We start from the raw sequence: 25,962 nt of genomic DNA on the forward strand, positions 1-25,962 counted from the left end.
AATGCTTTAAGAATTGGTTGCGCTTGCCATACTTCCGCCATCGTAGGTTACCCTATAAATCGCATCCCCAAAATCATCCGAAATCAACATGGAACCATCTTTTAAGAATAATAAATCTACGGGCCTACCAAAAGCTTCTTGGTTTTCTTCATCTAACCATCCGTCTAAAAAAGTATCATAGTTTATGGCCACATTACCGTCTAAAGTAACCAAGCTTATTTTATAACCTACTTTTTTACTTCTGTTCCATGAACCATGTTCAGCAATAAAGGCCATGTTTTTGTATTTGCTGGGAAACATCGCACCGGTATTAAATTTTACTCCTAAAGGTGCAACATGTGCCCCCATTGCCTGCACTGGAGCCACAAAATCTGAACATGGGCGCTGATCACCGAACTCTGGGTCTTTTACCAAACCGCCATGGCAATACGGGTAACCAAAATGCTGACCAGCTCCGGACACCCTATTTAATTCACATGGGGGAATGTCATCTCCTAGCATATCTCTACCATTATCGGTAAACCAAAGTTCTTTAGTTTCGGGGTGCCAAGTAAACCCGACTGTATTTCTTACCCCTTGGGCATAGATTTCACGATTGCCGCCATCTGGGTCCATTCGTGTTATGGTCGCATATCTTTTATCAGAAACTGTTGAATCACAGATGTTACACGGTGCTCCTACAGGCACGTATAACTTATCATCAGGCCCAAAGGCAATATACTTCCATCCGTGATGAAATTCTGTAGGGTAATCATCATAGACTACTACTGGTTCGGGAACACTATCCAACTGTGCTTCAATATTATCGTATCGTAATAGCCTTCCCACTTCGGCTACATATAAAGAACCATTTCTAAAGGCAATACCGTTCGGTACTTCTAAAGTAGAGTCTAAAACCTTTATATGGTCTGCTTTATAATCTTTATCTAAGTCTTGTATGGCATAAACGGTCTTATCATTTCTGGTTCCTACAAACAAGGTTCCATCATCACCCATGGCCATAGAACGTGCCCCATCTATTTTATCGGCATATACCTCAATTTTAAAGCCTTCTGGTAATTTAAGTTTTTGAATTGGAAGTTCAGATATGGGTTCATCATACTGAATAATGGTTTTCTTTTCATCTTCTTTTGATTCTTTTTGCTTGCAAGAGTATCCTAAACATAGTAGAAATACAAAAACTAAAATGCGAGTAGTATAAATCATTATTTTCATAAGTATTGTTGTAAATTGTTTTTAAAGTAAGCAGCGCTATCGGTTATACTTTGTATAGAATTACGGGCAAAATTACCGCCTTGTTCCAAATAATAATATTTTAAACCAGTTTGATCTAAACTCGCCAACATTTTAGTGTAATCTATAGCGCCATTACCGAGCTCCGTATAATCACGGGTAATTTTATCCATATCTTTTATATGCCACATTACAAAACGCTCGGGCTCTTTTGCTATTAGTTCTTCAGGGCTCAATTTTGAAGAATGCACGGCCCAATATAGGTCTAATTGTAATTTTACAAGGTTTGATTCCGTATTATTCATAATAAAGTCATAACCTATTTGACCATCTTCTTCAATAAACTCAAAATCGTGATTATGATATGCAAAACCTAAACCTGATTTGTTTACTTGCTCCCCTATTCTATTTAATTTATCCGCTAGTATTTTAAAACTTTCAATGTTTCTATACTTTGGAGCCAACCATGGCCAGGTAATATAGCTCAGATTAAGTTTTTTTGCCCCTTTTATGCATTTAGAAACATAGGTGCTTAATTCATCATCAGATACTTCAAAATAATCGGAAAAGCCATAATGACAACTGGAGGCAGTAAGTCCGATATCATCAATAATCTTTTTAAACCCAGTGGCGCTATGTCCATAATACGTTTCATCCACTGGATTAAAGCCATACAATTCTAAATCTTCAAAACCCAGGTATTTGACGGTATTTAAACTTCCGATTAAATCTTTTTCCATAGCATCCCTAATGGTATACGCCTGAAGGCCCATCTTATAATTACGCATATTCATTGAAGATAAACAAGAAATGGGTAATAAAGTAGAAGCTGTCAGCAGCCCAGTTTGCTTTATAAAACCTCTTCTCAGCATATTTTTGATATTAAAAACGGAATTGCTTGTTGTCTTGTTCAAAAATACTGAAATTGTTTACGTATTGATTTTTAAAAGAGAATGTCTTCTATAATTCACAAACATTATAAATTTTACAAACCATTTGGGGTTTTGAGTCAGTTCTCTTCTAATAATCTTAAGGAAGATAAGAAGAAACAATTCTTGCCCAAACCCGAAAATATTCCTGATGGATTAATGCCCGTTGGAAGATTAGATGAAAAATCGGAAGGCCTCTTGCTATTTACCACCGATGGTAAATTAAGTGACCGAATAAATCGTTCCGGAATTGAAAAGGAATACTATGCGCAATTAGATGGGCTTATCACTCATAATGCAATCGTTCAATTGTGCAAAGGTGTTGAAATTGGATTTGAAGGAAAAAAATACACCACAATGCCATGTGTGGCAAAAACAATACAATCCCCTGAATTTTCTGAAGCGGACAAAAAACTCAGGATAGGAAGCCATCGGCCAAGTTCTTGGATAAGTATTACCCTTACAGAAGGTAAGTTTAGACAGGTGCGAAAAATGACAGCAGCTGTTGGATTTCCTACGTTACGCCTCATCCGCATACGAGTCGGAACAATAACACTATCTGAATTGTCTCCAAATGAATTTAAAGAACTAGCTTTTTTAGCTGAGCTTTTTACCAAATCAAAATAGCATATACCTATTGGTTAACTACTGTTAAAAGAGGGATGAATATAGTTTTTACTATTCAACAACTTTAATATCCCCACGATAAGCAATATTGGTGCGATGTGTACTATTAATATTTATTGAAGCTTGCTTATTTGAAAAGATATTTATAGCAATTTGATAGTTCTCAATAGCTTGATTTGCCTGAAAGCGTAGCTCATATCTATTCTTCTTTTCATTGAAATCCATTGTTAAATCTTCAACTAAGCCATCTAAGACAATGCCAGTATCAGTACTGCCGTAATTGGAAGAAATTTGCCGCTCACCGTAGTAAGGTAATTGCGCTTTAATACTGTCTCCTTTTATTCTAAGAAAATTAGCATTGCCTATTAAACTTATTTGGTTAGCATTATTCCCTGGCAGAAATAAACCTGCGTTTGCAAGACTATTAAGACTATTTGAAGGTAAAGGATAAGCCCAATCTGATTGAATTTCAAAAGATTTGCTTTTAACTAAAGTATGAAGTGATTCCATTTCTTTATCGGAATAGACTTGCTTTGAGCTGCTGCAACTTGCAATAAGAAAAAACAAGCTACATATAGTGAGGTAAAAAAACACTTTTGTCTTCATAGTATTCTAATTTATTAAAATACCGTCTCAAAAACTAAACCAGATTACAATTTAACAACATCTAATTGCCTTCGAACCACTTTTTAAAATCATGCACCTTTTCTCTACTTACCACAATTTCTTTTTCTATAGTAGGACTCAGGGTTAGTTTAAGTCTTCGGTTAGAGTAAAGCGTTACATCACTTATAGCATCTAATGCAACAATGAATCCTCTGTTTACTCTATAAAACAATTTGGGGTCTATCAGACCTTCTAATACTTCTAATTTATATTCAATAAGATATTCTTTCCCTTTTGAGGTAAACAATGAAACATCTCGACCATCTGCTTGAAAGGCAATAATGTCCTCACTTGGTATAGACCGTATGTGGTTGCCTATTTTTACAAGAAATCTGTCTTTAAAAGTTTTTTGTGTGAGTTGTTCTAGCAATGGCTTATTATTTTCAATAGTAGAATATTGCTTTTGAAGGTCATCCAATTTTTTAAGTGCTTGTGATAGTGCGGTAAAAGTAACCGGCTTAAGTAAATAATCGATACTGTTAACTTTAAAGGCATCTACGGCAAACTCATCAAAAGCCGTAGTAAAAATAATAGGTTTATTGATGGACAATTGTGAAAATATTTCAAAACTAAGCCCATCACTTAGCTGTACATCCATAAAAAATAAGTCAACTGAAGACTTGTTTGCCGTAATCCACGGAATGGCTTCTTTTAAAGAACCTAGGGTCTTTAAAATTTCAATGGCGCTATTGTGTTTCAATAGATAGCGTGATAACTTTTCGGCTGCTAATGGTTCATCCTCAATAATTACAACTCTCATTTTGTTAACCTTTATTCAGTTTCATAATATAATTGGGGGAGAAATATAGATTTATAGATTCCATCTACGGCAATTCGTATATTTTGATCAGTATAAAAGGAATAGCTTTTTAATATGCCTTGAACACTATCAATTGTAAAACTATCCCTCAGTTTTTCTTCAGGGTTGTAACTTATTTTTAATTCACCTTCTGACTCCTCAATGGAGATTATTAGTTTCTGGTTTTCTGAAACAACGGTGGTCTTAACAATGGTTTCTGTAATTTGTAACAAGGTACAAGGAACAATAAAGCTGTTACCGCTTAATGAATTTTGTAAACTAACTTTTCTGTACGGTAGTTGATTTAATAATGCCACCAACTCTTCCAAAGTATACAGTTCTTCATTAATTGCTACTAGTTCACTGTTCTTTTTTGTGAGTATATATCTGTAAATAGAAGAAAAACGATCAGCTAAAGCTTCGGCCTTGTCTGCATCCTTTTTCATAAGTACAAGAAGTGCTTCAAGGCTTTCAAAAAGCAAATCAGGATTGATACCCTTTTTAAATTCTTTAAACGAATCTTCAATCGCTGCTTTCGCTTCTTTTTCTTTAGTTAGTTTTTCTGTATTTATTTTATGCAAATAATAATGGGCTACAAATAAGATTACATAAATTATAGTGATAAAAACAAAGATTGAATTGAAGACAAGTAGTTCCCTACTATTAGGTGTGAATAATAAAATATACTTAAAATACAAAATCATAGTTACCGTGACCAATACAATTGTAAGAAGCACAGAGGTGATTGTTTGCAATATCAATTTTGTTAAAAAAGACTTTGGCTTTTTAAAGCTCTTAAAAAACAGCAACGAATACCTAGAAAACTCTTGAATAATGTATGCTAAGCCTATGCAAACATAGAGCTCTTGCCCCAAAAAAGTGTCTTGGAGTTGATCGATGGTGTTATTGATTAAAAGTAAAAGCAGGTAAACCAGAACACCACTGAAGAGTGGACTTAACAACCTAAATAGTGGGTGATGTACGAATAACTTTTTCATACTATTACAGGTAGTTTGACCGTGAAGCTTTCGTTATCTAAGATCGTAATCTTTTTACCCGTTAGTATCGCATACCTTGAGCTGATATTTTTTAATCCAAGTTTTGTAGACACATTTTTCTTATTTGTTTTATCGGACTTTAGATTGGTTATTATCAATTCATTTCGCTCTCTGTATAATTTTACTTTTAGTGGATTCTCGTTATCAAAAAAATTATGCTTTGATGCATTTTCTATTAATAACTGCAATGTTAAAGGAGGGATATTTGTTTCTTGAGTTGAATCATCTAATTCGACCATTAGGTCGAAACCATTCCCAAATCGGGTTTGAATTAACAATAAATAGGCATTTACAAAAGCAAGTTCTTCTTTAACTGTAACCAGGGTTGAATTATAAGTAGTTAATGTATAGTCGTATGATTTCGCCAAAGCCCTTATAAATAACTCCGCTAGCGCGAGATCTTTATGGAACAAAGAAGTAAGAACATTAATGCTATTAAATAGAAAATGTGGTCTTAATTGTGATTTAAGAACGTTCAGCTGAAGTTCTGCCTGTTTACGTTGTATGGCCAATTCTTTGACCTGTACTTTGGCAAAGTAATTATAAGAATACAGCGCAAAGTATATCACATTATAAATTATAGCTACACAAAATAGTAAAATGCCGATTTTAATGAATAAACTAGACTCGTTTTCAAATGAAAATTGGTAATCCATTACCACGGAATAAGACCAAAAACCAAGAATTACTATGGAATAGCTTAGTATTAAACCCCAAATAATACCTGCTAAAATTCGGGTTCCTGGAAGTTTTTTAAAAGGTAATATTTGATTTAGCTTTGAGTTGGAATAATATACCCCATAGCTAACCAGTACTCCTAAAAAGCCACTCAAATAGTATTCTAAATAACTTTGTGAGTCGTTAAACTTTATAAAACTATAGAGTAGAATTCCTAACAGAAAACCAATAAAAAGAATGCTGAGATGTTTTCTCACGGCTGGTCGGTAAAATATGGTTTGGTAGTTTAACTCCATATAACCAAAATAGACATAATCTTAGAATTATAAGGTGTCTATTTTGGAGATGTTAGAGTCGGTTTTTGATTGGTTGTTGTTTAGACTTAACTATTGAATTGCCCTTAAGGCTCTGCCATAGTGCGAAGATGAAGAAATATCTTTGCAGGCAGCGGTATAGGCAGCCTTTACATCGCTATTAGCATTTCGAACCTTGGAAGCAAAACTTAAAAGACTTTCGGCTTTATGATGGTCAGAGCTTATATTGTTTGTGGCTTCAAGTATTTTAATCAATTGAGCGGCTTTAAAGTCTTTTCTTGAAAGTTCTTTAAAAGTAGAAGCTTGATGAGCGTCTGAATCTATTTCTCTAAGGGCACTCAAATAGTTGGTCAGTACATTGTTAGCTATATCTTGCTTGCTCGCTACTTGGCTTAAAACATTTGCTTGATGATAATCAGAATCCATCGTATCACCAACTAAGTCAAGAAGGTATGTCAACGAAGCCCCATCTATTTTGTTTCGTAATAGCTCAGAAAAGACACTTGCAATATGATGATCAGAATCCATATCACCAATTGAAGATAGTAAGGTATTGTAAACACTTTGAGGCATATCGTTCTTGTTTAAGGCCTGTTTTAAAACCGAAGCCTTATGATGATCAGAATTGATATCTTTAGCTGTACTTACTAAAAGCTTCATATTTTCAGAACTTAAAGAACGTCTATCGAGAACCTCTTTTAATACCGAAGCTTTATGATGATCAGAATCAATAGCTTTTGTTATCTGAAACAAGGCTTTAAGTTGTGTATCTGATATTTCACCATCTTTAATTGACCTTTTTAATACCTCGGCCTTATGATGATCAGAATCTATTTCTCCGGTAGCCCTTATATAGGCTGAAGTCGCGCCTTCGTAAGCTAAGAATTTTTTGGTGTGGGATTTGAGAATGCTTGCACTATGATGGTCAGAGTCTATATCGTCACCAATTGTATTTAAAACAGAAATTAAGTCCTTCTCTTTTAAATCTTTTTCTAATAATAACTTTAAATACCTAGATTTTACGTGTTCACTTGAAATATTACCTACCTCTTTCAACACCTTGTATGAACCACCTTCTTTGTAAAATCTATCAACTCTTTTCTCTGCACCTAAAGTCGTAGAGCGAACAACTTCCAGAAGAATTTCCGATAGCCATTTTTTTCCTTCGGCGTCAAAACTTTTTTGCGAACCTCCTACATAGTATTTCTTAATTAAACGACCAGAATTATCTGGTTCAATAAAAATCCTTCTTCTACTCCCAAATGCTGATTTCTTAATTTCCATATAACCGTTATCGGAAATAGAAATCACATCGGTATCGTCATCTGACAGTGTAATTTCCCCTTTATACTCTAAGGAAAAATTATTGCCGAAACCGTTTTTAATGGAGACTGTAGTCTTGCCGCTACTAGAAATATTTACTGAAGTACTTCTTTTTTGCCCACTCACCGCCGTTGAACTGACTAGAAGTAATATGAATAGTAGTTTAATTAGAAATGAAGCGATGATTTTCGATAGTTGAATCATGATTGTTCGTTTTTTGATTGATGAATAAATGATTGATTGTTTTTGATTGACACGACAAATATGAGAAGTGTTGCCCACCAGAAAAAATAAAATGTAATCAATTGAACATTCTTTGTATTGAAATGTACATGAGATGAAAAACAGCTATTTCTTAAATCGTTCAAAAAGCACCAGCTTTTTCTTGGTATTTATAAAATATACCCCTGCCAAAAGTACGATGGCTGCTATAATGGACTGTACTGTAATTTTTTCATTTAAAAACAACCAGCCTAGAAACAAGGCCACTATAGGGTTTACATAGGTGTTTGTAGCGACCTTTTCGGGGGAAACATGTTTTAATAAAAAATTGAAGGATGTGAAAGCGATAATGCTGCCAAAGACAATTAACAAAACCATAGACCACTGGGTATCTGTCTGCCATGTATTTGGCAATGACCACGATTCATTGAATACTAAACTCATAAATGCAAGTATAATACCTGCATTAAACATTTGAAAACCTGTATTTACGAAGTAATTCGATGGCAAATCTGCTTTTCGAACAAATAGACTGCCATAACCCCAAAAAAGCATTACTGAAAAAATCATTAGTATACCAATGATTGAATTTTCTTGTGCCAGAATTTCTTTTTGGCTGATCAATAAATAAATACCTATTACGCCTAAAACGACTCCAACAATAGACATGGGCTGAATCTTTTTTCCTTGTAGTACGTACATCATTATTAAAATCACCAAGGGCTGAGCCGACACCTCTAAAGCAGCAAAGCCGCTGTCAACATATTTTAAGGCCCAAACAGCAACACCATTGCCATAGCTTAAAAATAAGAAGCCTAAAAAAAGCGTGTTCAAGAATTGCTTTTGCGTGATCCTTAAAGAATGACCTAAAATACGAGCTATAATGAAAATTAAAATACCCGCAACTATAAAACGTATCGATGCTAAATAAAAGGGAGGTAATTCTGTTACCGCAATTTTGTTCAGTAAATAGGTAGAGCCCCAAACTATATAAATTGAAATAAATGCTAAAATGATTAAGCTTTTGCTCGGTGATTCTTTCAAAACAGCTTGGGTATATTCTGTAAAATTAAACTCTTTTTATCAGCTTAATTCATAAGATTGGTGATTAGTTAGCGTCTATAATTTTTGTTTGTTCCTCATTAAACATGACCTTTTTTCCTTCCCAATATGAAGAGACGGCTAGATGCGATGGTTTTACAGCATCTAAGCCGACTTGAATGTTTGCAGAAGGTTTCTTGCCAGTTTTTATTGCATCGATAAAATTATATACATGTGCTAAATCTAAGTCTTCGCTGTTTTCATATACTATTTCATTTCCAACATGAGGTCGGTAGATATACCCAGACCTAAAAACTTCAAGACTTCCTTTTGTTCCTTGAAATAAGACCGAATCTTGTGAGTTTTTTATTGGCAATACAGTACATTCAAAAGAAAAGTTCCACTTGTTATATTGTATGACAGAATTTACGGTGTCAGGGTTGCTTCTCCCATCTTTCAAGTAATAAATACCACCTGTGGTAACTGCATTAAGTGGATTTGTATCATTCATCATCCATTGTGCTACATCTACCCAATGGGTCAATAGGTCTGATAAGATTCCTGCTCCATATTCCTTATAATTTCGCCATGCATCATATCTTGCCCATTGATAAGGTATTTTAGTAGATTCCCCTAAAAACGTGTTCCATTTGAAATTTTTTGGCTCAGGTCTTGATTCTATTTTTCTTCGTTGCCAACCAAAATCACTCCATACCGCTCTAGCAAAAACAATATTTCCAAGCATCTTAGAACTTTCAAAAAAATCTTCTTTGATTTGTTTGTACATATTGCCGCTACGTTGTTGGGTTCCGGTTTGACAAACCGAGCTTGAATTATTCAACGCTTTTTTCAGTGAATACCCTTCTTGATATTTTAAGGTGACTGGCTTTTCTAGATAGAGGTGCTTACCAGCTTTAACAATTTTTACCGCATAAGATTTATGCAGATGATCTGGGGAGGCCAAAAGAACTACATCGACATCCTTGTTGGACAAGACTTCATCAATGCTATATGTCTCCTTTAAATTATCTAGTTTTAAAAAGTCTTTGGTACGCTTCATTTGTTCGTCCCAAACGTCACATAGAATTATTGGCCTAAATATACCTGTCTCTAACATTTTTTTTAACATCCATCTACCCCTACGACCAGCTCCAACCAAAGCCACGCCCAATCTATCATTTGCACCAATAATATTGCTGTAAGACGCTGCGGATAATAGAGCTGCACCTGTGCCAATTACAAAATCTCTTCGCTTCATTAGGTTGATTATTTTAATTAGAGAAATTAATTTGGGGTCTTATGTCTTAGTTCCATCCCGATAGAAGTTCTAGGTTTAAAACCTTTCCAATTACCACTACTGGCGTTTTGATCAAGATTTAGATAACTTTCAAAATCCTGATTTTTTAAATGTATCCCAAAAAATGCAGTTATAAAATGCTGATTAATATTATTGATTCTCCTCATATCCCAAACCGAATCTGCGTAACGCAGGTATTCATTGATATCAAGGCCTGAGGCCATGGTGGCGTCTGCGGGTGGATTAGGAGCTACATTATGCCTAGCATTTATGTAGGTTAGTAAATATCGATCGCTATTCACTACTCCTTCATATATTGCTTTTACCCCATTCTCATACATTGAAATATCATCTTCGCTTCCCGAAACTAAAAAGGTGGGTGTCTTTAATCCAGCAAGACCTTTTGCATCCCAAACCTCATTTGCCATACCCCATGGCGCTAATGCTACAAAGGCTTTTATCCTTGAATCAGTAAAATTTTTATATGCTTCACTATCCATCGTCCTTCCATCTAGTGCCGTATTGCCACCAGTAGCGGTTTTGTAAAACCCGATTGCCTTTGAGCTATAGCCAGCACCACAAGTGTTCAAACCCCCGTAACCTCCCATTGAGTAACCGACTAGACCAGTTTGTGAAGTATTTACCCTGCCAGACAAAAATCCATTATTTGACAAATCTGAGAGCCTTGCTATCTCATTTAAAACGAATAACTGATCAAGAGATCTGTTCACCAAGGTACTGGTAAAGTTCGCTGCATCTTTATAGGTTGAATCGGTATGGTCGATTGAAACAACAACATATCCCTTTGAGGCCAAGTTTTCCGATAAATAGGTAAATAAAAACCTGGACCCAACATAACCATGAGATAGAATAATTAAGGGGTATTTTTCTTTAGAAATTACTATTTCAGCATCCCGAAGTGCCCTTCCTTTAAATGTGAAGGGTTTCAAAGGACGGTTTGGGTCACCATTTCTGCCCAGAACTTGTGTGTAGGATTCAATTTCTTTTGAATCATCTGGTATTACAGCGGGATACCAAACTTCAACCGTAATTGGACGGTCATATATAGGTGCTTCACCATTCTTAATATTCAAGATATCCAGTTGGTTTTTATTAATAAGTTTAATGGTGCGGACACCAACTCCGAAATCACCTCTTGCCGCCAATTCGGGAGCATCAGGTAAAGAGTCTCCGAATAGATAGGTATATGGTTCCGTGTTATTACTAGTTGCGTTCCAACCTACTATCACTAGAACAGATAAAATAAATAGAATAGAATAAAATTGTTTTCTGGTATTCATTTTGTTGTTTGATTATACTTTTAAAAATAGTAAACTTTAGCGTATAACCCTTATTATCAATTGCTTTTAAAGAATAACTTTCAAATACTGAAAAAAAACATAATATTTGTTTGATATAAATTGCTTGCTATGAAAAAAAATGTATTTCTCTTCCTATGCCTGATAAGTCTATTTAGTTGTAATTTAGACGACGGCGTTGATGGTATTACACCACCAAATTTTGCGGCTGTTGGTCTCTGGGATCTATCTGAAGTTGTTATGAACCCTCCACAAGACCTCAATGATGATGGAATATCTTCAACAAATCTTTTGGATGAGTTAGATTGTCTTACAGGAGAACTTTTAATTGATGGAGATTTGCAATGGAGTTTAGAACAAACCGATTTAGCCATAACTGCAATAACCGGAGGACAGTTTGATATTAGGTGCAATGGTATAATAACTGAAAGCGGTATATGGTTTTCGGATGAGACAGAAGTTACCTTTGAGGATAACCCCCAATTTTCAACTTTACAAATTGAAGATGGTAACCTTGTGCTAAACCTTAATCAAGATTTACCAGGATTCCAAAAATTTGTTTACACACTCAGATAATAAAATTATTAAATCATATGCGATTTTGTAATTTTATTGTGTGTCAGAAATTTATATTTTGCGAAGTGGAGTTAAACAGTATTTGTTAAGGGAGATACGAGAAGGTAACCTACAAATAGGTCAGACCATAAATCTTGCGGCTCTTTCCAGAAAATTAAATGTTAGTGTAACCCCAATCCGTGAGGCGCTTAGTCAATTAGAGGAGTCAGAAATAGTAAAGGCAATACCGAATCGAGGTTTTATTATTAATGAGCTATCCGTAAACGAAGCTAATGATCTATATCATACGGTAGCTCAACTTGAGGTGATTGCCTTGGATTCTTCTACATTTGATGAAAATCTTATAGCTAAGCTCCACAATCTACAATTACAATTGCAGCAAAGTCATACACCAAATGCACGTTTGGGCTTACGTCTAAAATTTCATGAGACTTTGATGGATGCTTGCTACAATAGAATATTGAAAACAATTCTTAGTAAGCTAAAAACAAGAATTTTGTTCTACGAGCAACTTTATATCAATGATGCCAATTTTTACGAAACCATAGATAACCAAAATGAAGGTGTACTGCGGGCAATTGAAGAGGATAACATTCCTACAGCTGCATTAATTTTAAAAATGAACTGGATTACGGTTCTAGAGTATCTAAAAAAACAAATGAAAACCGAAAACCCCTAGCCCCTTCTCCGCTCTAATAGCACCAACATCATTAAGCTTAACATTACGCGATGATCATCGTCGGCATCCGTTGCTTTTACCTGCGAAATTTTAAATTTTCTTCCAAAAAAAGAAGCTTCTTTCTTTAGCCGAACAACTATCTGTTCTTCTTTGTCGAGAACAACATAACTAGGATTGAAAAGTTATCCTGTAAAAATATTGAGAATAGGTATTTGCCCAAGTAGCCCATCCGCTACTTTGACCCAGGCATTTTCTTCACGAATTTTATATTGCGGTTTTTCATGCTGGTCTATAATGTCATAATTGGCTTTCCAGAGTGAGGCCCATCCTTTACGTGCAACCTTCCCCAAGGCCTTGCCATTGCTGTCGGTAAAACTATACGCCGTTGAGAAATCGATCCACTTGTCCGCTTTAATTCTGTAATTTACTTGAGTTCTAGATTCATTTGAGAACACTTCAATATCTTCTTTGAATTTGAACATTTTTTGTCTCACATAGGCAATTATATTCCCTTTTGCATCTCTTGCAGTAAAATCATTGGATAAGGTGGTAATATTAAAATTGAATGAGATAGGAAAGTTAAGGTCGGTCATTGTAATAATAGGTTTCAGTTAAATAGATTTTTATCTAAGCCAGGAATTAGCTTCAATGCATTTTGGTAATATACCTTTTTTAAGACTTGGTCAGGTAAATCTAAACCATACATCGCCCAGAAAGCATGATATTTTTTATAGTACGGAAAATATTCGTCAGCTGTTTCCAATACCCTAAAATAAGTCGGAAACTCTTCAGGCTTCCAACTATCTTTTCCGAATAGAATCCGGTCTTGGTATTTTATGAAAAATGCTTTAGCCTGTTTGGGTTGCCTGCCGAGCTCAGCAATAATTGCCCCAATACCAACGGACATATTTGGTATTTCATCAAGAAGCTTCGAAAGTGTTTTTAAATCATTGGCATACCAACCCATATGGGCATTAATGAATTTAGTTTTAGAGTGCTTTTTGAAGATTCGATGCTGCTCATCTATAATTTGTTGCCACGGGGCAGGATTGGTCGCCGAACGTTTTCTACGAGGCCTTGTCTTTAGTTCCAGCCACCGTTCATTCTCACTGTTCATATCATCCCAAAATGACTTTGGATCGGCGGCGTGTATAAGAACCGGTACTCCCATTTCTGCGCATTTTTCCCAAATGGGGTCTAACCTCGAATCATCAATACGAATTCGATTTCCGTTGACATCTTTATATCGAAGCCCCAAACTTTTATAAATTTTCAATCCTTTTGCACCAGCTTTTATATCGGCGCCTAATTGGGCGGCAGCTTTTTTGCCCCAGTCCTCATTTCCAACACCGCTAAAGTCGACATTGGCAAAAATGGCAAATCGATTTGGATAATGGTCATTAACATTTTTGAGCATGGCTCGGAGGCCTTCGCCAGAGCCACCACTAAGGTTAACCATAATACCTTCATTTAGCTTGTCCATATCTTTGATGAGAACCGAAAGGTCTTGCTCTGCCATCTCAAATTGATGGCTATGAACATCTATAAACGTAAACTTGGCCCGTGGAGTAGGATTTTCAGGAACTATCAAAGTAGATTTCGGATTGTACGCTTCAAAGCTCATTTCTTGTGTAAAGGCGTTTAGACCAATACAAAAGGCAAGAAAAGTCAGTATTATTTTAAATTTTATCATCACTTTTAGTTTTGAGTTGTTCGTATACTTCAATTGTGTCAATATCAATGGCCCTGTCTTTGGGGTCGATTGTCATAATATTATCAGAAGCCTTTATAATATGCTGAGCGCCAAAGTCTTTGTTCAATTGCTCTAATTGCGAAAAATAAGTCTTGTTAAAAATAGCGGGTACTCCATTCTTTTTAGGATAAGAAGTTGCTACTACATCATATTCGAAACCGAAAAATTGTTCTTTTAATTCCATCAAATAGTCGGCAGTTAAAAAGGGTTGATCGGCCAACATAATAAGAACAGCTTTATAGGAGTGCCTTTTTAGTTGACTAACCCCGAACGCGATAGAAGAACCCATACCATCTTTCCAATTCGTATTTTTAAAAATGGTCACATTTTGATTTAGCTTTTCTTTAATCACCTCAGAATTGGCACCGAGAACTACAAAAACAGCATTAGAAACTTGTTTTGCCTGCTTTATTGTATGCCCTAACATGGTATTTCCCTTCCAGGGAAGTAACTGTTTTATTTCTCCCATTCTAGAGGATGCACCAGCAGCTAAGATTAAAATAGCAAGTTCTTTCTGTTGAGAGTTCATTTAATTATGTATTCTGCCTTCCCTATTTTTTAAAAGCATAGGTTTTCTTTTATTGGTGACAGTCAAAATCTCGGCAAGAACGGCTATTGCAATTTCTTGAGGCGTTTCCGCACCTATATCCAGTCCGGCGGGACCATGGATACTATCTAAAAAAGTTTCTGAAATATCAGGGTCTGTTTCCAAGAGTTCATTAAATAATTTTTCTCTTCTTCTGACGGGACCTAGCAATCCAAAATAACAGGGCTTTTCGTTTTTTAAGGCCATTAAAAATTGTAAATCCTTAACATAACTATGTGTCATTAAAACTATCACAGTTTGTTCATCAATAGTCACGTTTAAGGACGCTGGCTCAATATGTATAAAATGGGTTGCTCCCTTAAAATCGGTAATGGATTTTCCTTCTTTTGGATCGGTAATAATGCAAACCTCAAATCCTGCAGATGCCGCGAAATGACATAATTGCACAGCGTCATGTTCTGCACCAATAAGAATCATTTTAGCACATGGATTCAGCTCTTGAATGAATACTAATGTATCTGTCTTTGGTTCGAAGGATGCCTTAATTGGTATTATTTCGTCCTCAAGCTTAAAGACCGAGCCAAAACTTTTCGATTCACCATAGGCTTTTAAGTAATAACTGTCAATGGCAAAGGATTTTCTTTTTTTCACTATTTTCCTAAAAGAATTTAGAAAAGCCTCGTTGGGATTAAAAGGTTCAAGTAATATGTATAAGATTCCTTCGCAACCCAAGCGATATCGTCCGTCATAGGTCATTACTTTAGGAATATCTGTTTTAAAAACAGATGCGGCCTGTCGCAAAACTTCTTTTTCAACGCAACCTCCGCTTACCGCGCCGATACTTTGTCCATTTTCCAACAAAAGCATGCGAACTCCTGGTCTACGATATGAAGACCCTTCTAAAGCTACTACCGTAGCTAAAACAGCCCGTATTCCTTTTGTTTTGGCCGTTTCAAAAGCTTTAACTATTTCTTTTAATTCGTGCGTCATTTAAAAAATCTTCGCGTTGCTATGACTTGAACGACTTCCCCTTTTTTATATGGGGTATTTGGCGCAAAGATTACAAATCCGTTCGCCTTTGATAAACTGGTTAAATCTCCTGATCCGTTAGCTTGTATTAATGACACTACTAATTTACCTGAGGCTATTTGTACTTTGGCTTGAATAAATCGTGTCAAATCCGTAGTATTATTAAAAGTTTCATCTAAAATTACACTAATTCTAACCGAGGGCAAACCCAATGATTTGTTAATCCAGGGCTTAAAATAGATATGGTAGTTTGCGAAAGTAGATACAGGATTTCCAGGGAAAGCAAAAATAGTGGTTTGTGAGCTTTCATGGTTGCCAAACCAAAACGGCTTACCGGGACGCTGTTTTATCTTATGAAAAATCTTTTTCACTTCTATTTCTTTAAACACTTCTGGCAGGTAATCATACTTCCCTTTTGATACACCGCCACTTAATAACAAAACGTCATATCTTTTTAGGGCCTTTAAAAGTTCCTTTTTGGTAATTTCTTTGTCATCATTTATATGAAGTCGATTGGCTATAATTTTTTCGCCTTGTAGTATGGCTTTAAGTGTATAGGTATTTGATTTTCGTAGTTGATGAGGTTGGGGCACTTCGTTTACATCGACCAATTCATCTCCTGTAGATATAACACAAATTTTTGGAAGTTTTTTAACCAAAACCTCTGATTTTCCAACGGAAGCCAAAACACCAATTTCTGCAGCACTCAATAAAACACCATCTTTTAACAAAGTAGCTCCTTTCATCTCATCACCACCTTTTTGATGGATGTTTTGCCCTTTTTTTACAGTTTCTTTTACTCTTACTTTTCCCTGAGCAATGGACAAATGCTCATACATGATTACTGTATCGGCATTTTTAGGGATTACGGCACCGGTCATTATTTCCATACAGTATTCCGAATTGTGTAATTCTTTTTGAGGATTTCCGGCGGCGGCAATATCGGAAATAGGAAAATCAATCAAACCCTTTTCAATTGCTTTATAATTAATAGCAATGCCATCTTTAGTAGCTCTGTCAAATGGAGGGAAGTCACGATCAGCATAAATTTTTTCAGCTAACACCCTGCCTACAGAATCATTTAAAAGAACTTTTTCTTCACCAAGATCAACGCTATGTTTTAGTACTAATTGAAGTGCTTCGCTAAATGATATCATGAGAAAAAATTTAGTTGCAACCCATTATTGATTAAAACCCGAACACCAACGAACAATACTAAAATAGCAGTAATTATCCGTATCCTTCGAGCGGAAAGATTACTAATGCTAAAACGTGTGCCTAATTGTCCTCCAATTAAAACTGCTATGCATAGACAAACGGCTTCTACCCAATATATTTCAAACGAGTTATTCCATAACAGCCCACTAAGCCCAGAAATGGAATTGACCAATATAAAAAAACTGGAGAGTGCAGCTATAACAATAGGCCTGTCCCATTTCATGTGGTGTAGTATGGGGGCTAAAAAAATACCACCTCCAATACCTACTAATCCGGATAACAGCCCAATAAGTGCGCCGAGTACATATGAAAGATATGGAGGGTAATTCCTTGGATTGAAATCGGTTTTTAAATTTATTGTCTGTGTGAAAAGAGCAATGGCTGCTATGACCAATGAAACACCCAAAATACTAAAGAAAATCACTTCGTTTAGCTTAAAGGAGGCCCCAATAAAGGCCATAGGAATACTTGTTAAAACAAAAGGAAGGAACTTTTTAAAATGCAAATGACCTTTCCTATAAAACAAATAACAACCTCCAGCAACCACTATTAAGTTGCAAAATAATGCCGTACTTCGAATAACAAAAAAACTGGTGAAGAAAATCGCTAAAATCGCTAAGTAACTAGAGCCACCGCCAAAGCCTACAGATGCATACAAAGTAGCAATGCCAAAAAAAATAAGCATCAATATGATTAGCTCGCTTAATGCTATGGACATACAGAAGCCATTTGATTGAGCCCTCCGCTTACGCTATACACAATTGCTTCGGGTTTTAGACTTATTAAGATAGCATAAGCCCTTTCGCTACGTTTACCAGATTGACAGAGCAAATAAACGTCTTTATCAAAATTTATCTTCTGTAAGGAACTTTTTAGTTCTTCAAAAGTAATATTAACGGAACCACTTAAATGATCTTTATTGAATTCTTCAATACTTCTTACATCGATTACCTGTAATTTTTTTCGTTGCTGAAGTGCCAAAAAGTCTTTTGCTGAAATAGAAGGACTTGATTCACACAAATCAAACCCATAATCCGTTTGAAGCTTTGTTATCACTTTATTTTCTGGAACTACTGTAAAACTCACTTTTCGGGTATTTTGCAATAAACCGTCGTAGACCAATAATTTTCCGGAAAGGACCTCTCCTACTCCAGTTATAATTTTTACCGTTTCCAATGCTTGCAGCGTGCCTATAATTCCTGGGAGAATACCCAAGATGCCATTTGTTGCACAATTGGGAGTTTCCTCAGGGCTTGGCATTTTTGGAAACAAACACCTGTAGGTAGGCCCATCTTCATAATTGAACACACTAACCTGACCTTCAAAAGCGTGTAATGCACCATAAACAAAAGGCTTGTTTAATATTACGCAAGCATCATTGATTACATACCTGGCGGCAAAATTATCGGTAGCATCTACGATTACATCGAATTCTTTTACTATCTCAAGTGCATTATCTTTTGTCAAGTAGGTATCAAAACACTTTAATAGTGTTTGACTATTTTGTGCTTTTAATTTTTGGGAAGTAACTTCAAGTTTCAATTTTCCGATATCATCTTCAGAATACAACACTTGACGCTGTAAATTATGTAGCTCAACAAAATCTTGATCTACTAGCCCTAATGTTCCAACTCCCATTGCATTAAGGTATTGCCCAACAGGTAGCCCCAATCCTCCAAGGCCCACTATTAGAACTTTGCTATCAGCCAACTTGGCCTGTTTTTCAAGACCAAAACCCGAGAGGCTGGTTTGCCTAACAAATCTATCCGGTTTAATCATGAATTTAGTTTGTTTAAAGCAAATTCATATTCCTTTATTGAATTCGCATTGTACAATACTTCGTCTTTCTCTGGATAAACTAGTTTGATATCGGAATTAATTAAAAATTTTCTAGGGCATGAACTCTCCGCTGTTTTCATATATTCTTTAGCCAATTGTAAGCCCTTTGGTTCCCAAATTGTAATGAGCGGTTCTGGCAAGTTGCTCTTTTTGGTTGCATAAGCTGTAGCCACTTTATTGGTATCTCTTTCTGAAATCAACTTCTCAAGACTATATGCATTAAGTAATGGTAAATCGCAGGCAACAACCAGCCAAGCATTTTCTGAATGTTCTTTATGTGCACTTAAAATACCATTTAACGGACCCCTATATTCATTTCGGTCGACAATACAATTGAAATTGGACACCAATTCCTTATGTTGCTCTTCTCGTATACTTAAAAAGGTTTTATCACATAAACTTTCAAGTAAACTATACAAATATTCTCGCTGTGGTATACCATGATACTCAATAAGCCCCTTATCATTACCCATTCTGGTACTTTTACCCCCAGAAAGTACTAAGCCGTTAAGAATTGCTATTTTAGTCTGCATTGCTTTAAAACGTTTTAGTTTCAATTCATATTAACCGCCAATAGAGGTCATAGAACTTGAGAAAACAGATTTATGCTCTTGTTGTGCTTCAAAGCCTGTCTTTGCTCTCGAATTGATTGCAGAAAGAATGGCCTCTTTTATTTTGTCACTGTTACCTTTATGTCGTAAAATATCCCTTAGATTGGCTTTCGGTTTTCCGTATAGACAGGTAATAATATCTCCCGTTGCCGTAAGACGAAGTCTATTGCATGTTCCACAAAAGGTTCTACTAAATGACGGAATTAGACCGAAGGTGCTTTTATGACCCTCAATTTGATAATTGATAGATGTTGAAGTTATAGGAGACTTCAACTTAGTATACTTTGGAAATGCATTCGTAATATGGCCTAAAATGGTCTTATAGTCCCATTTAATGGTCTGAAAAGATTTGCTTCCGCCATTAAAAGGCATTTCTTCCAAAAATCGAACTGAAACGGGATAATGTTTCATTAATTCTAAGATTGGAATAATATCTTGTTCGTTCTGTCCTTCCAGAACAATGAAATTTATACGAACATTAAACCCTTCAGAAATCAGTCGAATCAGATTTTCATGAACGGTATCGTATTGATCACGTCTGGTAATGCGTTCAAAGGTCGCTTTATCAATGGCATCAAGACTTACATTAACATCCTTAATACCCAGTTCTTTTAATTCTGTAATATAAGGGCCAATTAGCGTAGCATTGGTCGTCACCGAAATATCTTTGAGCCCGTCTAATTTTTTTAAATGTCGCAAAAGGAGCATCAGGTCTTTTCTTACAAAGGGTTCACCTCCGGTTATCCTAATTTTATCTATACCCCGCCCCACTAAGATTGTGCTTAAGGTAACAAGTTCGTCTATAGTGAGTAATTTGTCATTCTTCACAAAATCGATTCCCTCTGAAGGCATGCAATAATTACACCTAAGGTTACAGCGATCCGTTACGGCCAATCTCAAGTAATTAATATGTCTGTTGTGATTGTCTAAAAGCATGTCTAAATTTTAGCCGCCACTCACCGGTGGAATCAATGCAATTTCGTCATAAGAATTGATTTGTTCATCATCTTGGGCATAGGAGTTATTCACCGCTATGGCTAAAGAAGATAGCTTACCTAATTCTGGATACGATTTATTTAAAAAACTGCGTAATTCCCTTACCGTTTTTGGTATGCTTCTGCCAGTTACGCTTGCAGTAGGTATAGAAAGTGAAGGGCTACCAACGATATCTTTGGTAACCCCGAATAATAAAATTGTCATTATTGTTATCCTAAGATTTCTTTTTCAGGAACTTTTAAAAGTTCGGGTGTCTTACTAAATGGTTGCTGATATAATCTATTGCCGGTCGCAGCTTTAAATGCATTGGCTATTGCCCCGCCTATCGGCGGTAGCGTCGGTTCTCCTAACCCCGTAGGTGATAGCTCATTTTGAATTAGATGGGTTTCTATTTCGGGCGCTTCTCTCATTCGTATTAGACGGTATCTGTCAAAATTATTTGCCACGGGCACACCATTTTCAAATATAAAATCACCGTACATAGAATGCCCTATTCCGTCTAAAATACCTCCTTCAATCTGATTAATTGCCCCCAAAGGATTTACAACTATTCCACAATCTACCACACAGGTTATTTTTTTGACAACAGCATTTCCATTTTCAATTTCTACATCGGCAACTTGAGCAACATGGGTATTATGACAATAATAGTTTACAAAACCTTGATATACACCTTCTAGCTTTTTGCCCCATCCTGATTTTTTAACTGCCATTTTAATACAGTTTTGCATTCGCTCAGGGTCGTATTGAATACGTTCATCATCGGTTCCTTTAACTTTTTCAAGAAGGTCCATACGAAGTTGTATTTTGTCTACCTCCATCAATTCGGCTAACTCGTCAAAAAAGCTTTGCTCGGCGTATGCAAGAAAATTGGTATATGGTGCTCGCCATGCCCCAGTGGTTATATTACTGTCATAACTAGCCACATCAACTTGATAATTTTCTATGGCCCCGGCCGGGAAGAAATTAGGGATTAACCCGTACATATTATCATTAATGGCAGCCTCTTTAAGATGATACCCTGTGAGCTCACCATCTTTAATCGCAGCTTTGATTCTGTATTTTATGGCAGGCCTATATACACCAGTATTCATGTCATCTTCGCGTGAAGAAACCATCTTTACCGGTTTTCTGATGGCATTTGAAATTTCAGCTGCTTCATAAACAAAATCACCATAAAGTCTTCTGCCAAATCCACCCCCCATCCGTGTCATTTCTAAATGAATATCCTCTACATTTCTTCCGAGCATATCGGCAACGGTTTCTGCAGCTGCTGCAGGAGTTTGCACCGGACCGACCAGATTAATCTTGTCATCGGTTACATCTGCAAAGAAATTCATTGGTTCTAGACAGTTATGAGGTAGAAATGGCGATTCATAAGTGCGCTCCAAAACAGTATCGGCTTCTGCAAAAGCCTTTTTAACATTGCCATCTGAACGTAGGGTATTAAAGTTGTTTCCATCTAAAATACTCATGAGCTCTTGGTCGTGCTGTGCTGTGCTTTCTGGGTTATTATCTTCCCAAACTACTTTTAAAGCTTTTTTGGCCTGCATCGCTTGCCATGTGGTCTCTGCTATAACAACTACTTTATCACTGTCCGACAGTCTAACGGACCAGTTTTGGTTGTCACCATTTAAATGAACCCGGGCTTTTTCGCCAATGGTTATAATATCGATTACGCCAGGCATATTCTTAGTCTCTGTATCATCATAGGAAACCAACTTTTGACCAAAAGCCGGTGGTCTTGCCACACAGGCATAAACCATGCCCTCGGCTTTGTAGTCCAATCCAAATAAAGGCTTGCCTGTTGCTATTTTAGTAATATCCACATTGCCTGCATCCTTACCTATAATTTTGTAATCTTTAGGTTCTTTAAGTTTTACATTTTCTGGAACCTCTAGGGTAGCCGCTTCATTCACAACATCACCGTAGCCTAAAGTTTCTCCTGCCGCATTGCTAATAACGCCTTCACTTGCAGTGCATTCAGATGCATCAACACCCCAACGAGTAGCAGCGGCGTTAATCAACATCTGTTTTGCAGTTGCTCCGGTTTGCCGTAGGGCGTCCCAGCCAAAACGGATGGACTGGCTACCACCGGCAACCTGTCTGACATAATTTTTGGTATCAAGTACACCCTGGGCTACATGCACATTTTTCCAAGCGACATCAAGCTCCTCGGCAATAATCATGGGCATGGAAGTTTTTACGCCTTGCCCAATTTCAGGGTTAGGTGAAAATATAGTTACCGCTCCATTTGAAGCAATCTTGATAAAAGCGTTAAAATCATTGTAGTTTAACTGAGATAAATCTATTGGTGGGGCTACTTTTGGTTTACAGGATTGAAACAAATTAAACCCGATTAGCATTCCCCCACCTGCGAGGGTCGAAGTTCGCATAAATGCCCTTCTGCTAAAAGTTGTTTTTGAAGTTTTTGACATGATGTTTTTTTGAAAAGGTTAGTTAGGACATTTTTTCAGCGGCGATCGCAACCGCTTTTCGTATTCTCGTATATGATGCACATCTGCAAATGTTGCCATGCATAGCATTCTTGATTTCCTCTTCAGTAGGATTACTGTTGTTTTCTAAAAATGCAGAAGCGGTCATAATCTGACCAGCTTGACAATATCCACACTGCGGAACATCAACTTCTTTCCAAGCTTCCTGCACGGGATGGCCACCATCTTTTGATAAACCTTCTATAGTGGTAATAGCTTTTCCTTCTACCTGTTCTAGCTTGGTAGAGCAGCTACGTAGCGGATTACCATCAACATGAATGGTACAAGCGCCACACTGGCCTATTCCACAGCCATATTTGGTACCTACAAGATTAAGATGGTCTCTTAAGACCCATAAAACGGGGGTGTCAGAAGCCACATCTACCGTTTTTGATTCACCGTTAACTTTGAGTTGATACGTTGGCATAGGTATTGTTGTATTAAGTGATTATTGGTATGATGTTCAAGTTACCAAATTTTATAGGTAAGTTAAGTTTTTTAACAAATCAGCTTTTGATTTAACTTTTCATTAAAACTAATATGCAATTTTCAAATAATTTAAACTGCAAATGTTCGTTAAGCAGAAAGGAACCTTAAAATTTTGAAAATGAAAAGTTATTTCAGTTACGCTATTCTTGTTTTTAGCCTCTTATTATTTATTTCATGTGGAAACGCCGATGACGACGTCAATTTTGACTTAAATCAGGGCGAACTCGGAGAAGGCAAAGAACCTGATGATTGTCTTAATTTTGGGGAGAATGAGTTGCTGCTTTCTATTCAAGATCAATTTACCACTCTGCCAGGAAAGGTTTCTATTTTATTTAAGGTAAGCGATAATTTGGGCAATCCGGTTTCTGGTTTAACCGCAAATCAATTCACTATTTATGAGCAAGGCAGAAATGATGACTGTTTCAATACCATTTCTTCTTCTGAATCTTTTGCCCGCATATCACCAAACTCGCAAGTCTTCAACAACAACACCTTACTTGTTCTAGATTTAAGTAATTCAGTATTGCAGAGTAGTTTAGAAGAATTGAAGACAGCATCTACAAGTTTTGTGAACAATGTAATGCCATCCCCAGAATCCAGTTCCTTTAAAATGGCTATTTATTGGTTTGATGGTGAAGATGAATTGCACCTATTAAATGAATTGACATCGTCTACAACAGAGTTAACAGATGCCATTGCGGGCATTGATGAAAATATCAGCAATGACCCGTCTACAGATTTATATGGTGCTGTAATTAAATCTACAGCTATAGCGGAGGAACTTTTGCAGAACAGTACCCAAAATTCTTCTATCGGTGCGGCCTCGGTAGTTCTTTTTACCGACGGTACGGATCAAGCATCACGTTTCACGGAGCAGAGCGCTTTGAATGCAGTTGATAACGCCAATAGAAATATATCATTTTTTACAATCGGATTAGGTGCGGAAATTGATTCGGAAGTCCTTGATGCCATTGGAAAGACAGCTAGTGTAGTCGCAAGTAACGCGGCAGAACTAGAAACAACCTTCAACCAAATATCTGCCAGGGTTTCTGAACAGGCCAATAGTTTTTACCTGTTTGAATATTGTACCCCAAAACGAGATGGTAGTGGTGAAAACAACTTGGTTATTCAACTTACCAATGGCTCTTTGCAAGGGGCGGTACAGACCAAGTTCAATGCAAATGGGTTTACCGGTGGATGTGAATAAAGTCTAGTTGAGACAAACCAGTTTTAGTATCTTGCAGGCTCATTAAAATCACAATTGAATGGCTCGCAAAGGTACTATCAGCGTTATCATTTTTTTATTGCTTGTTTACTGCCAACATTTTATATCACGGCCCAAGAGCATCATGCACTTGAAGGAAGGTGGGATTTGGAAGTGGAGTTCGAAGGTAAAACCCAACCTTCATGGTTAGAAGTACGTCATTCAGGCCATGCGACCTATGTAGGTCAGTTTGTATTTGCTTTTGGTAGCGCAAGACCTATATCTGAGGTCATGATAGAAGACAATAACTTCAGCTTTTCAATACCTAGACAGTGGGAACCCAAAGGAGAAGATATGAAGTTTAAGGGGACAATAGAAAACGATGTATTACAAGGAACAATGATTTACACCGATGGTTCTACCGTGAAATGGACCGGAACAAGAGCTCCAGAACTTAGTCATTTAGTAAACCCTATCGAAACAACGCCTTATCAGCTCTTTAATAAAAATAATTTGAACGGATGGCATGTAGATAGATATACCAACCAGTGGTTGGTCGAAGATGGTATTTTGAGAAGCCCTATGTCTGGAGCAAACCTTATAAGTGATAAAAAGTTTAAGGACTTCAAATTAGTTGTAGAATTTCGAATTCCCGAAGGAAGTAATAGTGGAATTTTTTTAAGAGGTCGCTATGAAGTTCAGATAGCCGATAATTATGGTCTACCGGTCTCAGATATTTACTTTGGTGGGGTCTATGGTTTTTTAGAGCCAAATGAAAATGCTGCAAAACCAGCTGGAGAGTGGCAGAAATATGAAATTACGCTTATTGGTAGAAGAGTAACTATTATGGCCAATGGAAAAACAATCATCAATGATCAAAATATTCCTGGTATTACAGGTGGCGCATTGGATAGCAAAGAAGGTGAATCAGGGCCGGTTATGCTTCAAGGTGACCATGGCCCTGTGGAGTTCAAACAAATTACTATCAGCTCCATATCAGGTTCATCGTCTGAAAACTAA

The 25,962-nt window shown here is 36.6% G+C and carries 27 protein-coding genes; 5 read left to right on the forward strand and 22 right to left on the reverse strand.

All coding sequences use genetic code 11. The features are described from left to right. Positions 1 to 6: 6 nt before the first annotated feature. Together ACFSQJ_RS01505 and ACFSQJ_RS01510 are read right to left on the reverse strand one after the other, a co-directional pair. Positions 7 to 1,215, reverse strand: a complete 1,209-nt coding sequence (locus ACFSQJ_RS01505; protein WP_377764992.1) for a PQQ-dependent sugar dehydrogenase — start codon at positions 1,213 to 1,215, stop codon at positions 7 to 9. Continuing rightward, positions 1,212 to 2,147, reverse strand: coding sequence for a sugar phosphate isomerase/epimerase family protein (locus ACFSQJ_RS01510; protein ID WP_377764994.1), 936 nt, complete (start codon positions 2,145 to 2,147; stop codon positions 1,212 to 1,214). The genes ACFSQJ_RS01505 and ACFSQJ_RS01510 overlap by 4 nt, the downstream gene beginning before the upstream one ends. Positions 2,148 to 2,186: 39 nt before the next feature. Between ACFSQJ_RS01510 and ACFSQJ_RS01515 the strand changes: the two genes are divergently transcribed. Further along, positions 2,187 to 2,789, forward strand: coding sequence for a pseudouridine synthase (locus ACFSQJ_RS01515; RefSeq protein ID WP_377764995.1), 603 nt, complete (start codon positions 2,187 to 2,189; stop codon positions 2,787 to 2,789). A gap of 51 nt (positions 2,790 to 2,840) precedes the next feature. On the opposite strand, the gene ACFSQJ_RS01520 is transcribed toward ACFSQJ_RS01515, so the two are convergent. The 8 genes from ACFSQJ_RS01520 to ACFSQJ_RS01555 form a co-directional block, all read right to left on the reverse strand. Next, on the reverse strand, positions 2,841 to 3,395 hold the full coding sequence (locus tag ACFSQJ_RS01520; RefSeq protein WP_377764997.1) for a DUF4251 domain-containing protein: 555 nt from the start codon (positions 3,393 to 3,395) through the stop codon (positions 2,841 to 2,843). A 61-nt stretch (positions 3,396 to 3,456) separates the two neighbouring features. Beyond that, positions 3,457 to 4,215, reverse strand: a complete 759-nt coding sequence (locus ACFSQJ_RS01525; protein ID WP_377764998.1) for a LytR/AlgR family response regulator transcription factor — start codon at positions 4,213 to 4,215, stop codon at positions 3,457 to 3,459. Between the two features lie 11 nt (positions 4,216 to 4,226). Then, positions 4,227 to 5,252, reverse strand: coding sequence for a histidine kinase (locus ACFSQJ_RS01530; protein WP_377765000.1), 1,026 nt, complete (start codon positions 5,250 to 5,252; stop codon positions 4,227 to 4,229). Continuing rightward, positions 5,249 to 6,286 carry a sensor histidine kinase gene (locus ACFSQJ_RS01535; RefSeq protein WP_377765001.1) on the reverse strand — a complete coding sequence of 346 codons (1,038 nt, stop codon included), beginning with the start codon at positions 6,284 to 6,286 and terminating at the stop codon, positions 5,249 to 5,251. The genes ACFSQJ_RS01530 and ACFSQJ_RS01535 overlap by 4 nt, the downstream gene beginning before the upstream one ends. Before the next feature lie 90 nt (positions 6,287 to 6,376). Beyond that, entirely contained in the window at positions 6,377 to 7,831 is a 1,455-nt protein-coding gene (locus ACFSQJ_RS01540; protein ID WP_377765002.1) for a hypothetical protein, read from the reverse strand. Positions 7,832 to 7,975: 144 nt separating this feature from the next. Next, entirely contained in the window at positions 7,976 to 8,893 is a 918-nt protein-coding gene (locus ACFSQJ_RS01545; protein WP_377765003.1) for an EamA family transporter, read from the reverse strand. Between the two features lie 64 nt (positions 8,894 to 8,957). Then, a complete protein-coding gene (locus ACFSQJ_RS01550; protein ID WP_377765004.1) occupies positions 8,958 to 10,148 on the reverse strand; it encodes a Gfo/Idh/MocA family protein in 1,191 nt (396 codons plus the stop codon). A gap of 26 nt (positions 10,149 to 10,174) precedes the next feature. Continuing rightward, entirely contained in the window at positions 10,175 to 11,488 is a 1,314-nt protein-coding gene (locus ACFSQJ_RS01555; protein ID WP_377765005.1) for an alpha/beta hydrolase family protein, read from the reverse strand. A 129-nt stretch (positions 11,489 to 11,617) separates the two neighbouring features. Between ACFSQJ_RS01555 and ACFSQJ_RS01560 the strand changes: the two genes are divergently transcribed. Continuing rightward, the gene (locus ACFSQJ_RS01560; protein WP_377765006.1) at positions 11,618 to 12,082 is read left to right on the forward strand and encodes a hypothetical protein; all 465 of its coding nucleotides are present in this window, start codon (positions 11,618 to 11,620) and stop codon (positions 12,080 to 12,082) included. A gap of 58 nt (positions 12,083 to 12,140) precedes the next feature. Further along, a complete protein-coding gene (locus tag ACFSQJ_RS01565; protein ID WP_377765008.1) occupies positions 12,141 to 12,761 on the forward strand; it encodes a GntR family transcriptional regulator in 621 nt (206 codons plus the stop codon). 182 nt (positions 12,762 to 12,943) lie between these two features. Here the strand turns inward: ACFSQJ_RS01565 and ACFSQJ_RS01570 are convergent, their stop codons facing one another. Genes ACFSQJ_RS01570 through ACFSQJ_RS01625 form a run of 12 tightly spaced genes read right to left on the reverse strand, consistent with a single transcriptional unit; the run spans position 12,944 to position 23,676 of the window. Further along, a complete protein-coding gene (locus tag ACFSQJ_RS01570) occupies positions 12,944 to 13,354 on the reverse strand; it encodes a tubby C-terminal domain-like protein (RefSeq protein WP_377765009.1) in 411 nt (136 codons plus the stop codon). Positions 13,355 to 13,368: 14 nt separating this feature from the next. Further along, positions 13,369 to 14,454, reverse strand: coding sequence for an amidohydrolase family protein (locus ACFSQJ_RS01575; protein ID WP_377765010.1), 1,086 nt, complete (start codon positions 14,452 to 14,454; stop codon positions 13,369 to 13,371). Beyond that, positions 14,441 to 15,043: a nucleotidyltransferase family protein gene (locus ACFSQJ_RS01580; protein WP_377765011.1), complete on the reverse strand. Its 603-nt coding sequence runs from the start codon at positions 15,041 to 15,043 to the stop codon at positions 14,441 to 14,443. The genes ACFSQJ_RS01575 and ACFSQJ_RS01580 overlap by 14 nt, the downstream gene beginning before the upstream one ends. Continuing rightward, positions 15,044 to 16,051 carry an XdhC family protein gene (locus tag ACFSQJ_RS01585; RefSeq protein WP_377765012.1) on the reverse strand — a complete coding sequence of 336 codons (1,008 nt, stop codon included), beginning with the start codon at positions 16,049 to 16,051 and terminating at the stop codon, positions 15,044 to 15,046. Next, positions 16,048 to 17,247: a molybdopterin molybdotransferase MoeA gene (locus ACFSQJ_RS01590; RefSeq protein WP_377765014.1), complete on the reverse strand. Its 1,200-nt coding sequence runs from the start codon at positions 17,245 to 17,247 to the stop codon at positions 16,048 to 16,050. The genes ACFSQJ_RS01585 and ACFSQJ_RS01590 overlap by 4 nt, the downstream gene beginning before the upstream one ends. Beyond that, a complete protein-coding gene (locus ACFSQJ_RS01595; protein ID WP_377765016.1) occupies positions 17,244 to 18,026 on the reverse strand; it encodes a sulfite exporter TauE/SafE family protein in 783 nt (260 codons plus the stop codon). Before ACFSQJ_RS01595 ends, ACFSQJ_RS01590 begins: the two co-directional genes overlap by 4 nt. Continuing rightward, positions 18,017 to 19,087 carry a ThiF family adenylyltransferase gene (locus ACFSQJ_RS01600; protein WP_377765017.1) on the reverse strand — a complete coding sequence of 357 codons (1,071 nt, stop codon included), beginning with the start codon at positions 19,085 to 19,087 and terminating at the stop codon, positions 18,017 to 18,019. Before ACFSQJ_RS01600 ends, ACFSQJ_RS01595 begins: the two co-directional genes overlap by 10 nt. Next, the gene (locus tag ACFSQJ_RS01605) at positions 19,084 to 19,680 is read right to left on the reverse strand and encodes an NTP transferase domain-containing protein (protein ID WP_377765019.1); all 597 of its coding nucleotides are present in this window, start codon (positions 19,678 to 19,680) and stop codon (positions 19,084 to 19,086) included. Before ACFSQJ_RS01605 ends, ACFSQJ_RS01600 begins: the two co-directional genes overlap by 4 nt. A 30-nt stretch (positions 19,681 to 19,710) precedes the next feature. After that, positions 19,711 to 20,694 carry a GTP 3',8-cyclase MoaA gene (moaA, locus tag ACFSQJ_RS01610; RefSeq protein WP_377765020.1) on the reverse strand — a complete coding sequence of 328 codons (984 nt, stop codon included), beginning with the start codon at positions 20,692 to 20,694 and terminating at the stop codon, positions 19,711 to 19,713. Positions 20,695 to 20,703: 9 nt separating this feature from the next. Then, positions 20,704 to 20,958: a MoaD/ThiS family protein gene (locus ACFSQJ_RS01615; RefSeq protein ID WP_377765021.1), complete on the reverse strand. Its 255-nt coding sequence runs from the start codon at positions 20,956 to 20,958 to the stop codon at positions 20,704 to 20,706. A 5-nt stretch (positions 20,959 to 20,963) separates the two neighbouring features. After that, a complete protein-coding gene (locus tag ACFSQJ_RS01620; protein ID WP_377765022.1) occupies positions 20,964 to 23,192 on the reverse strand; it encodes a xanthine dehydrogenase family protein molybdopterin-binding subunit in 2,229 nt (742 codons plus the stop codon). A gap of 22 nt (positions 23,193 to 23,214) precedes the next feature. Beyond that, positions 23,215 to 23,676 carry a (2Fe-2S)-binding protein gene (locus ACFSQJ_RS01625; RefSeq protein WP_377765023.1) on the reverse strand — a complete coding sequence of 154 codons (462 nt, stop codon included), beginning with the start codon at positions 23,674 to 23,676 and terminating at the stop codon, positions 23,215 to 23,217. A 180-nt stretch (positions 23,677 to 23,856) separates the two neighbouring features. Between ACFSQJ_RS01625 and ACFSQJ_RS01630 the strand changes: the two genes are divergently transcribed. Together ACFSQJ_RS01630 and ACFSQJ_RS01635 are read left to right on the forward strand one after the other, a co-directional pair. Next, entirely contained in the window at positions 23,857 to 24,945 is a 1,089-nt protein-coding gene (locus ACFSQJ_RS01630) for a vWA domain-containing protein (protein ID WP_377765024.1), read from the forward strand. Between the two features lie 54 nt (positions 24,946 to 24,999). Further along, the gene (locus ACFSQJ_RS01635; protein ID WP_377765025.1) at positions 25,000 to 25,962 is read left to right on the forward strand and encodes a 3-keto-disaccharide hydrolase; all 963 of its coding nucleotides are present in this window, start codon (positions 25,000 to 25,002) and stop codon (positions 25,960 to 25,962) included.

This window comes from Croceitalea marina (genome assembly GCF_042684265.1).
GTDB lineage: Bacteria > Bacteroidota > Bacteroidia > Flavobacteriales > Flavobacteriaceae > Croceitalea > Croceitalea marina.

Excerpts from the sequence above, each read along its gene's own strand:
- ACFSQJ_RS01620 (WP_377765022.1), bottom strand. The coding sequence starts at position 23,192 with ATGTCAAAAACTTCAAAAACAACTTTTAGCAGAAGGGCATTTATGCGA.
- ACFSQJ_RS01615 (WP_377765021.1), bottom strand. The coding sequence starts at position 20,958 with ATGACAATTTTATTATTCGGGGTTACCAAAGATATCGTTGGTAGCCCT.
- ACFSQJ_RS01515 (WP_377764995.1), top strand. The coding sequence starts at position 2,187 with ATGTCTTCTATAATTCACAAACATTATAAATTTTACAAACCATTTGGG.
- ACFSQJ_RS01625 (WP_377765023.1), bottom strand. The coding sequence starts at position 23,676 with ATGCCAACGTATCAACTCAAAGTTAACGGTGAATCAAAAACGGTAGAT.
- ACFSQJ_RS01555 (WP_377765005.1), bottom strand. The coding sequence starts at position 11,488 with ATGAATACCAGAAAACAATTTTATTCTATTCTATTTATTTTATCTGTT.
- ACFSQJ_RS01595 (WP_377765016.1), bottom strand. The coding sequence starts at position 18,026 with ATGTCCATAGCATTAAGCGAGCTAATCATATTGATGCTTATTTTTTTT.
- ACFSQJ_RS01535 (WP_377765001.1), bottom strand. The coding sequence starts at position 6,286 with ATGGAGTTAAACTACCAAACCATATTTTACCGACCAGCCGTGAGAAAA.
- ACFSQJ_RS01520 (WP_377764997.1), bottom strand. The coding sequence starts at position 3,395 with ATGAAGACAAAAGTGTTTTTTTACCTCACTATATGTAGCTTGTTTTTT.
- ACFSQJ_RS01550 (WP_377765004.1), bottom strand. The coding sequence starts at position 10,148 with ATGAAGCGAAGAGATTTTGTAATTGGCACAGGTGCAGCTCTATTATCC.
- ACFSQJ_RS01530 (WP_377765000.1), bottom strand. The coding sequence starts at position 5,252 with ATGAAAAAGTTATTCGTACATCACCCACTATTTAGGTTGTTAAGTCCA.
- moaA (WP_377765020.1), bottom strand. The coding sequence starts at position 20,694 with ATGCTTTTAGACAATCACAACAGACATATTAATTACTTGAGATTGGCC.
- ACFSQJ_RS01575 (WP_377765010.1), bottom strand. The coding sequence starts at position 14,454 with ATGATAAAATTTAAAATAATACTGACTTTTCTTGCCTTTTGTATTGGT.
- ACFSQJ_RS01580 (WP_377765011.1), bottom strand. The coding sequence starts at position 15,043 with ATGAACTCTCAACAGAAAGAACTTGCTATTTTAATCTTAGCTGCTGGT.
- ACFSQJ_RS01540 (WP_377765002.1), bottom strand. The coding sequence starts at position 7,831 with ATGATTCAACTATCGAAAATCATCGCTTCATTTCTAATTAAACTACTA.
- ACFSQJ_RS01560 (WP_377765006.1), top strand. The coding sequence starts at position 11,618 with ATGAAAAAAAATGTATTTCTCTTCCTATGCCTGATAAGTCTATTTAGT.
- ACFSQJ_RS01570 (WP_377765009.1), bottom strand. The coding sequence starts at position 13,354 with ATGACCGACCTTAACTTTCCTATCTCATTCAATTTTAATATTACCACC.
- ACFSQJ_RS01630 (WP_377765024.1), top strand. The coding sequence starts at position 23,857 with ATGAAAAGTTATTTCAGTTACGCTATTCTTGTTTTTAGCCTCTTATTA.
- ACFSQJ_RS01600 (WP_377765017.1), bottom strand. The coding sequence starts at position 19,087 with ATGATTAAACCGGATAGATTTGTTAGGCAAACCAGCCTCTCGGGTTTT.
- ACFSQJ_RS01585 (WP_377765012.1), bottom strand. The coding sequence starts at position 16,051 with ATGACGCACGAATTAAAAGAAATAGTTAAAGCTTTTGAAACGGCCAAA.
- ACFSQJ_RS01590 (WP_377765014.1), bottom strand. The coding sequence starts at position 17,247 with ATGATATCATTTAGCGAAGCACTTCAATTAGTACTAAAACATAGCGTT.
- ACFSQJ_RS01505 (WP_377764992.1), bottom strand. The coding sequence starts at position 1,215 with ATGAAAATAATGATTTATACTACTCGCATTTTAGTTTTTGTATTTCTA.
- ACFSQJ_RS01525 (WP_377764998.1), bottom strand. The coding sequence starts at position 4,215 with ATGAGAGTTGTAATTATTGAGGATGAACCATTAGCAGCCGAAAAGTTA.
- ACFSQJ_RS01605 (WP_377765019.1), bottom strand. The coding sequence starts at position 19,680 with ATGCAGACTAAAATAGCAATTCTTAACGGCTTAGTACTTTCTGGGGGT.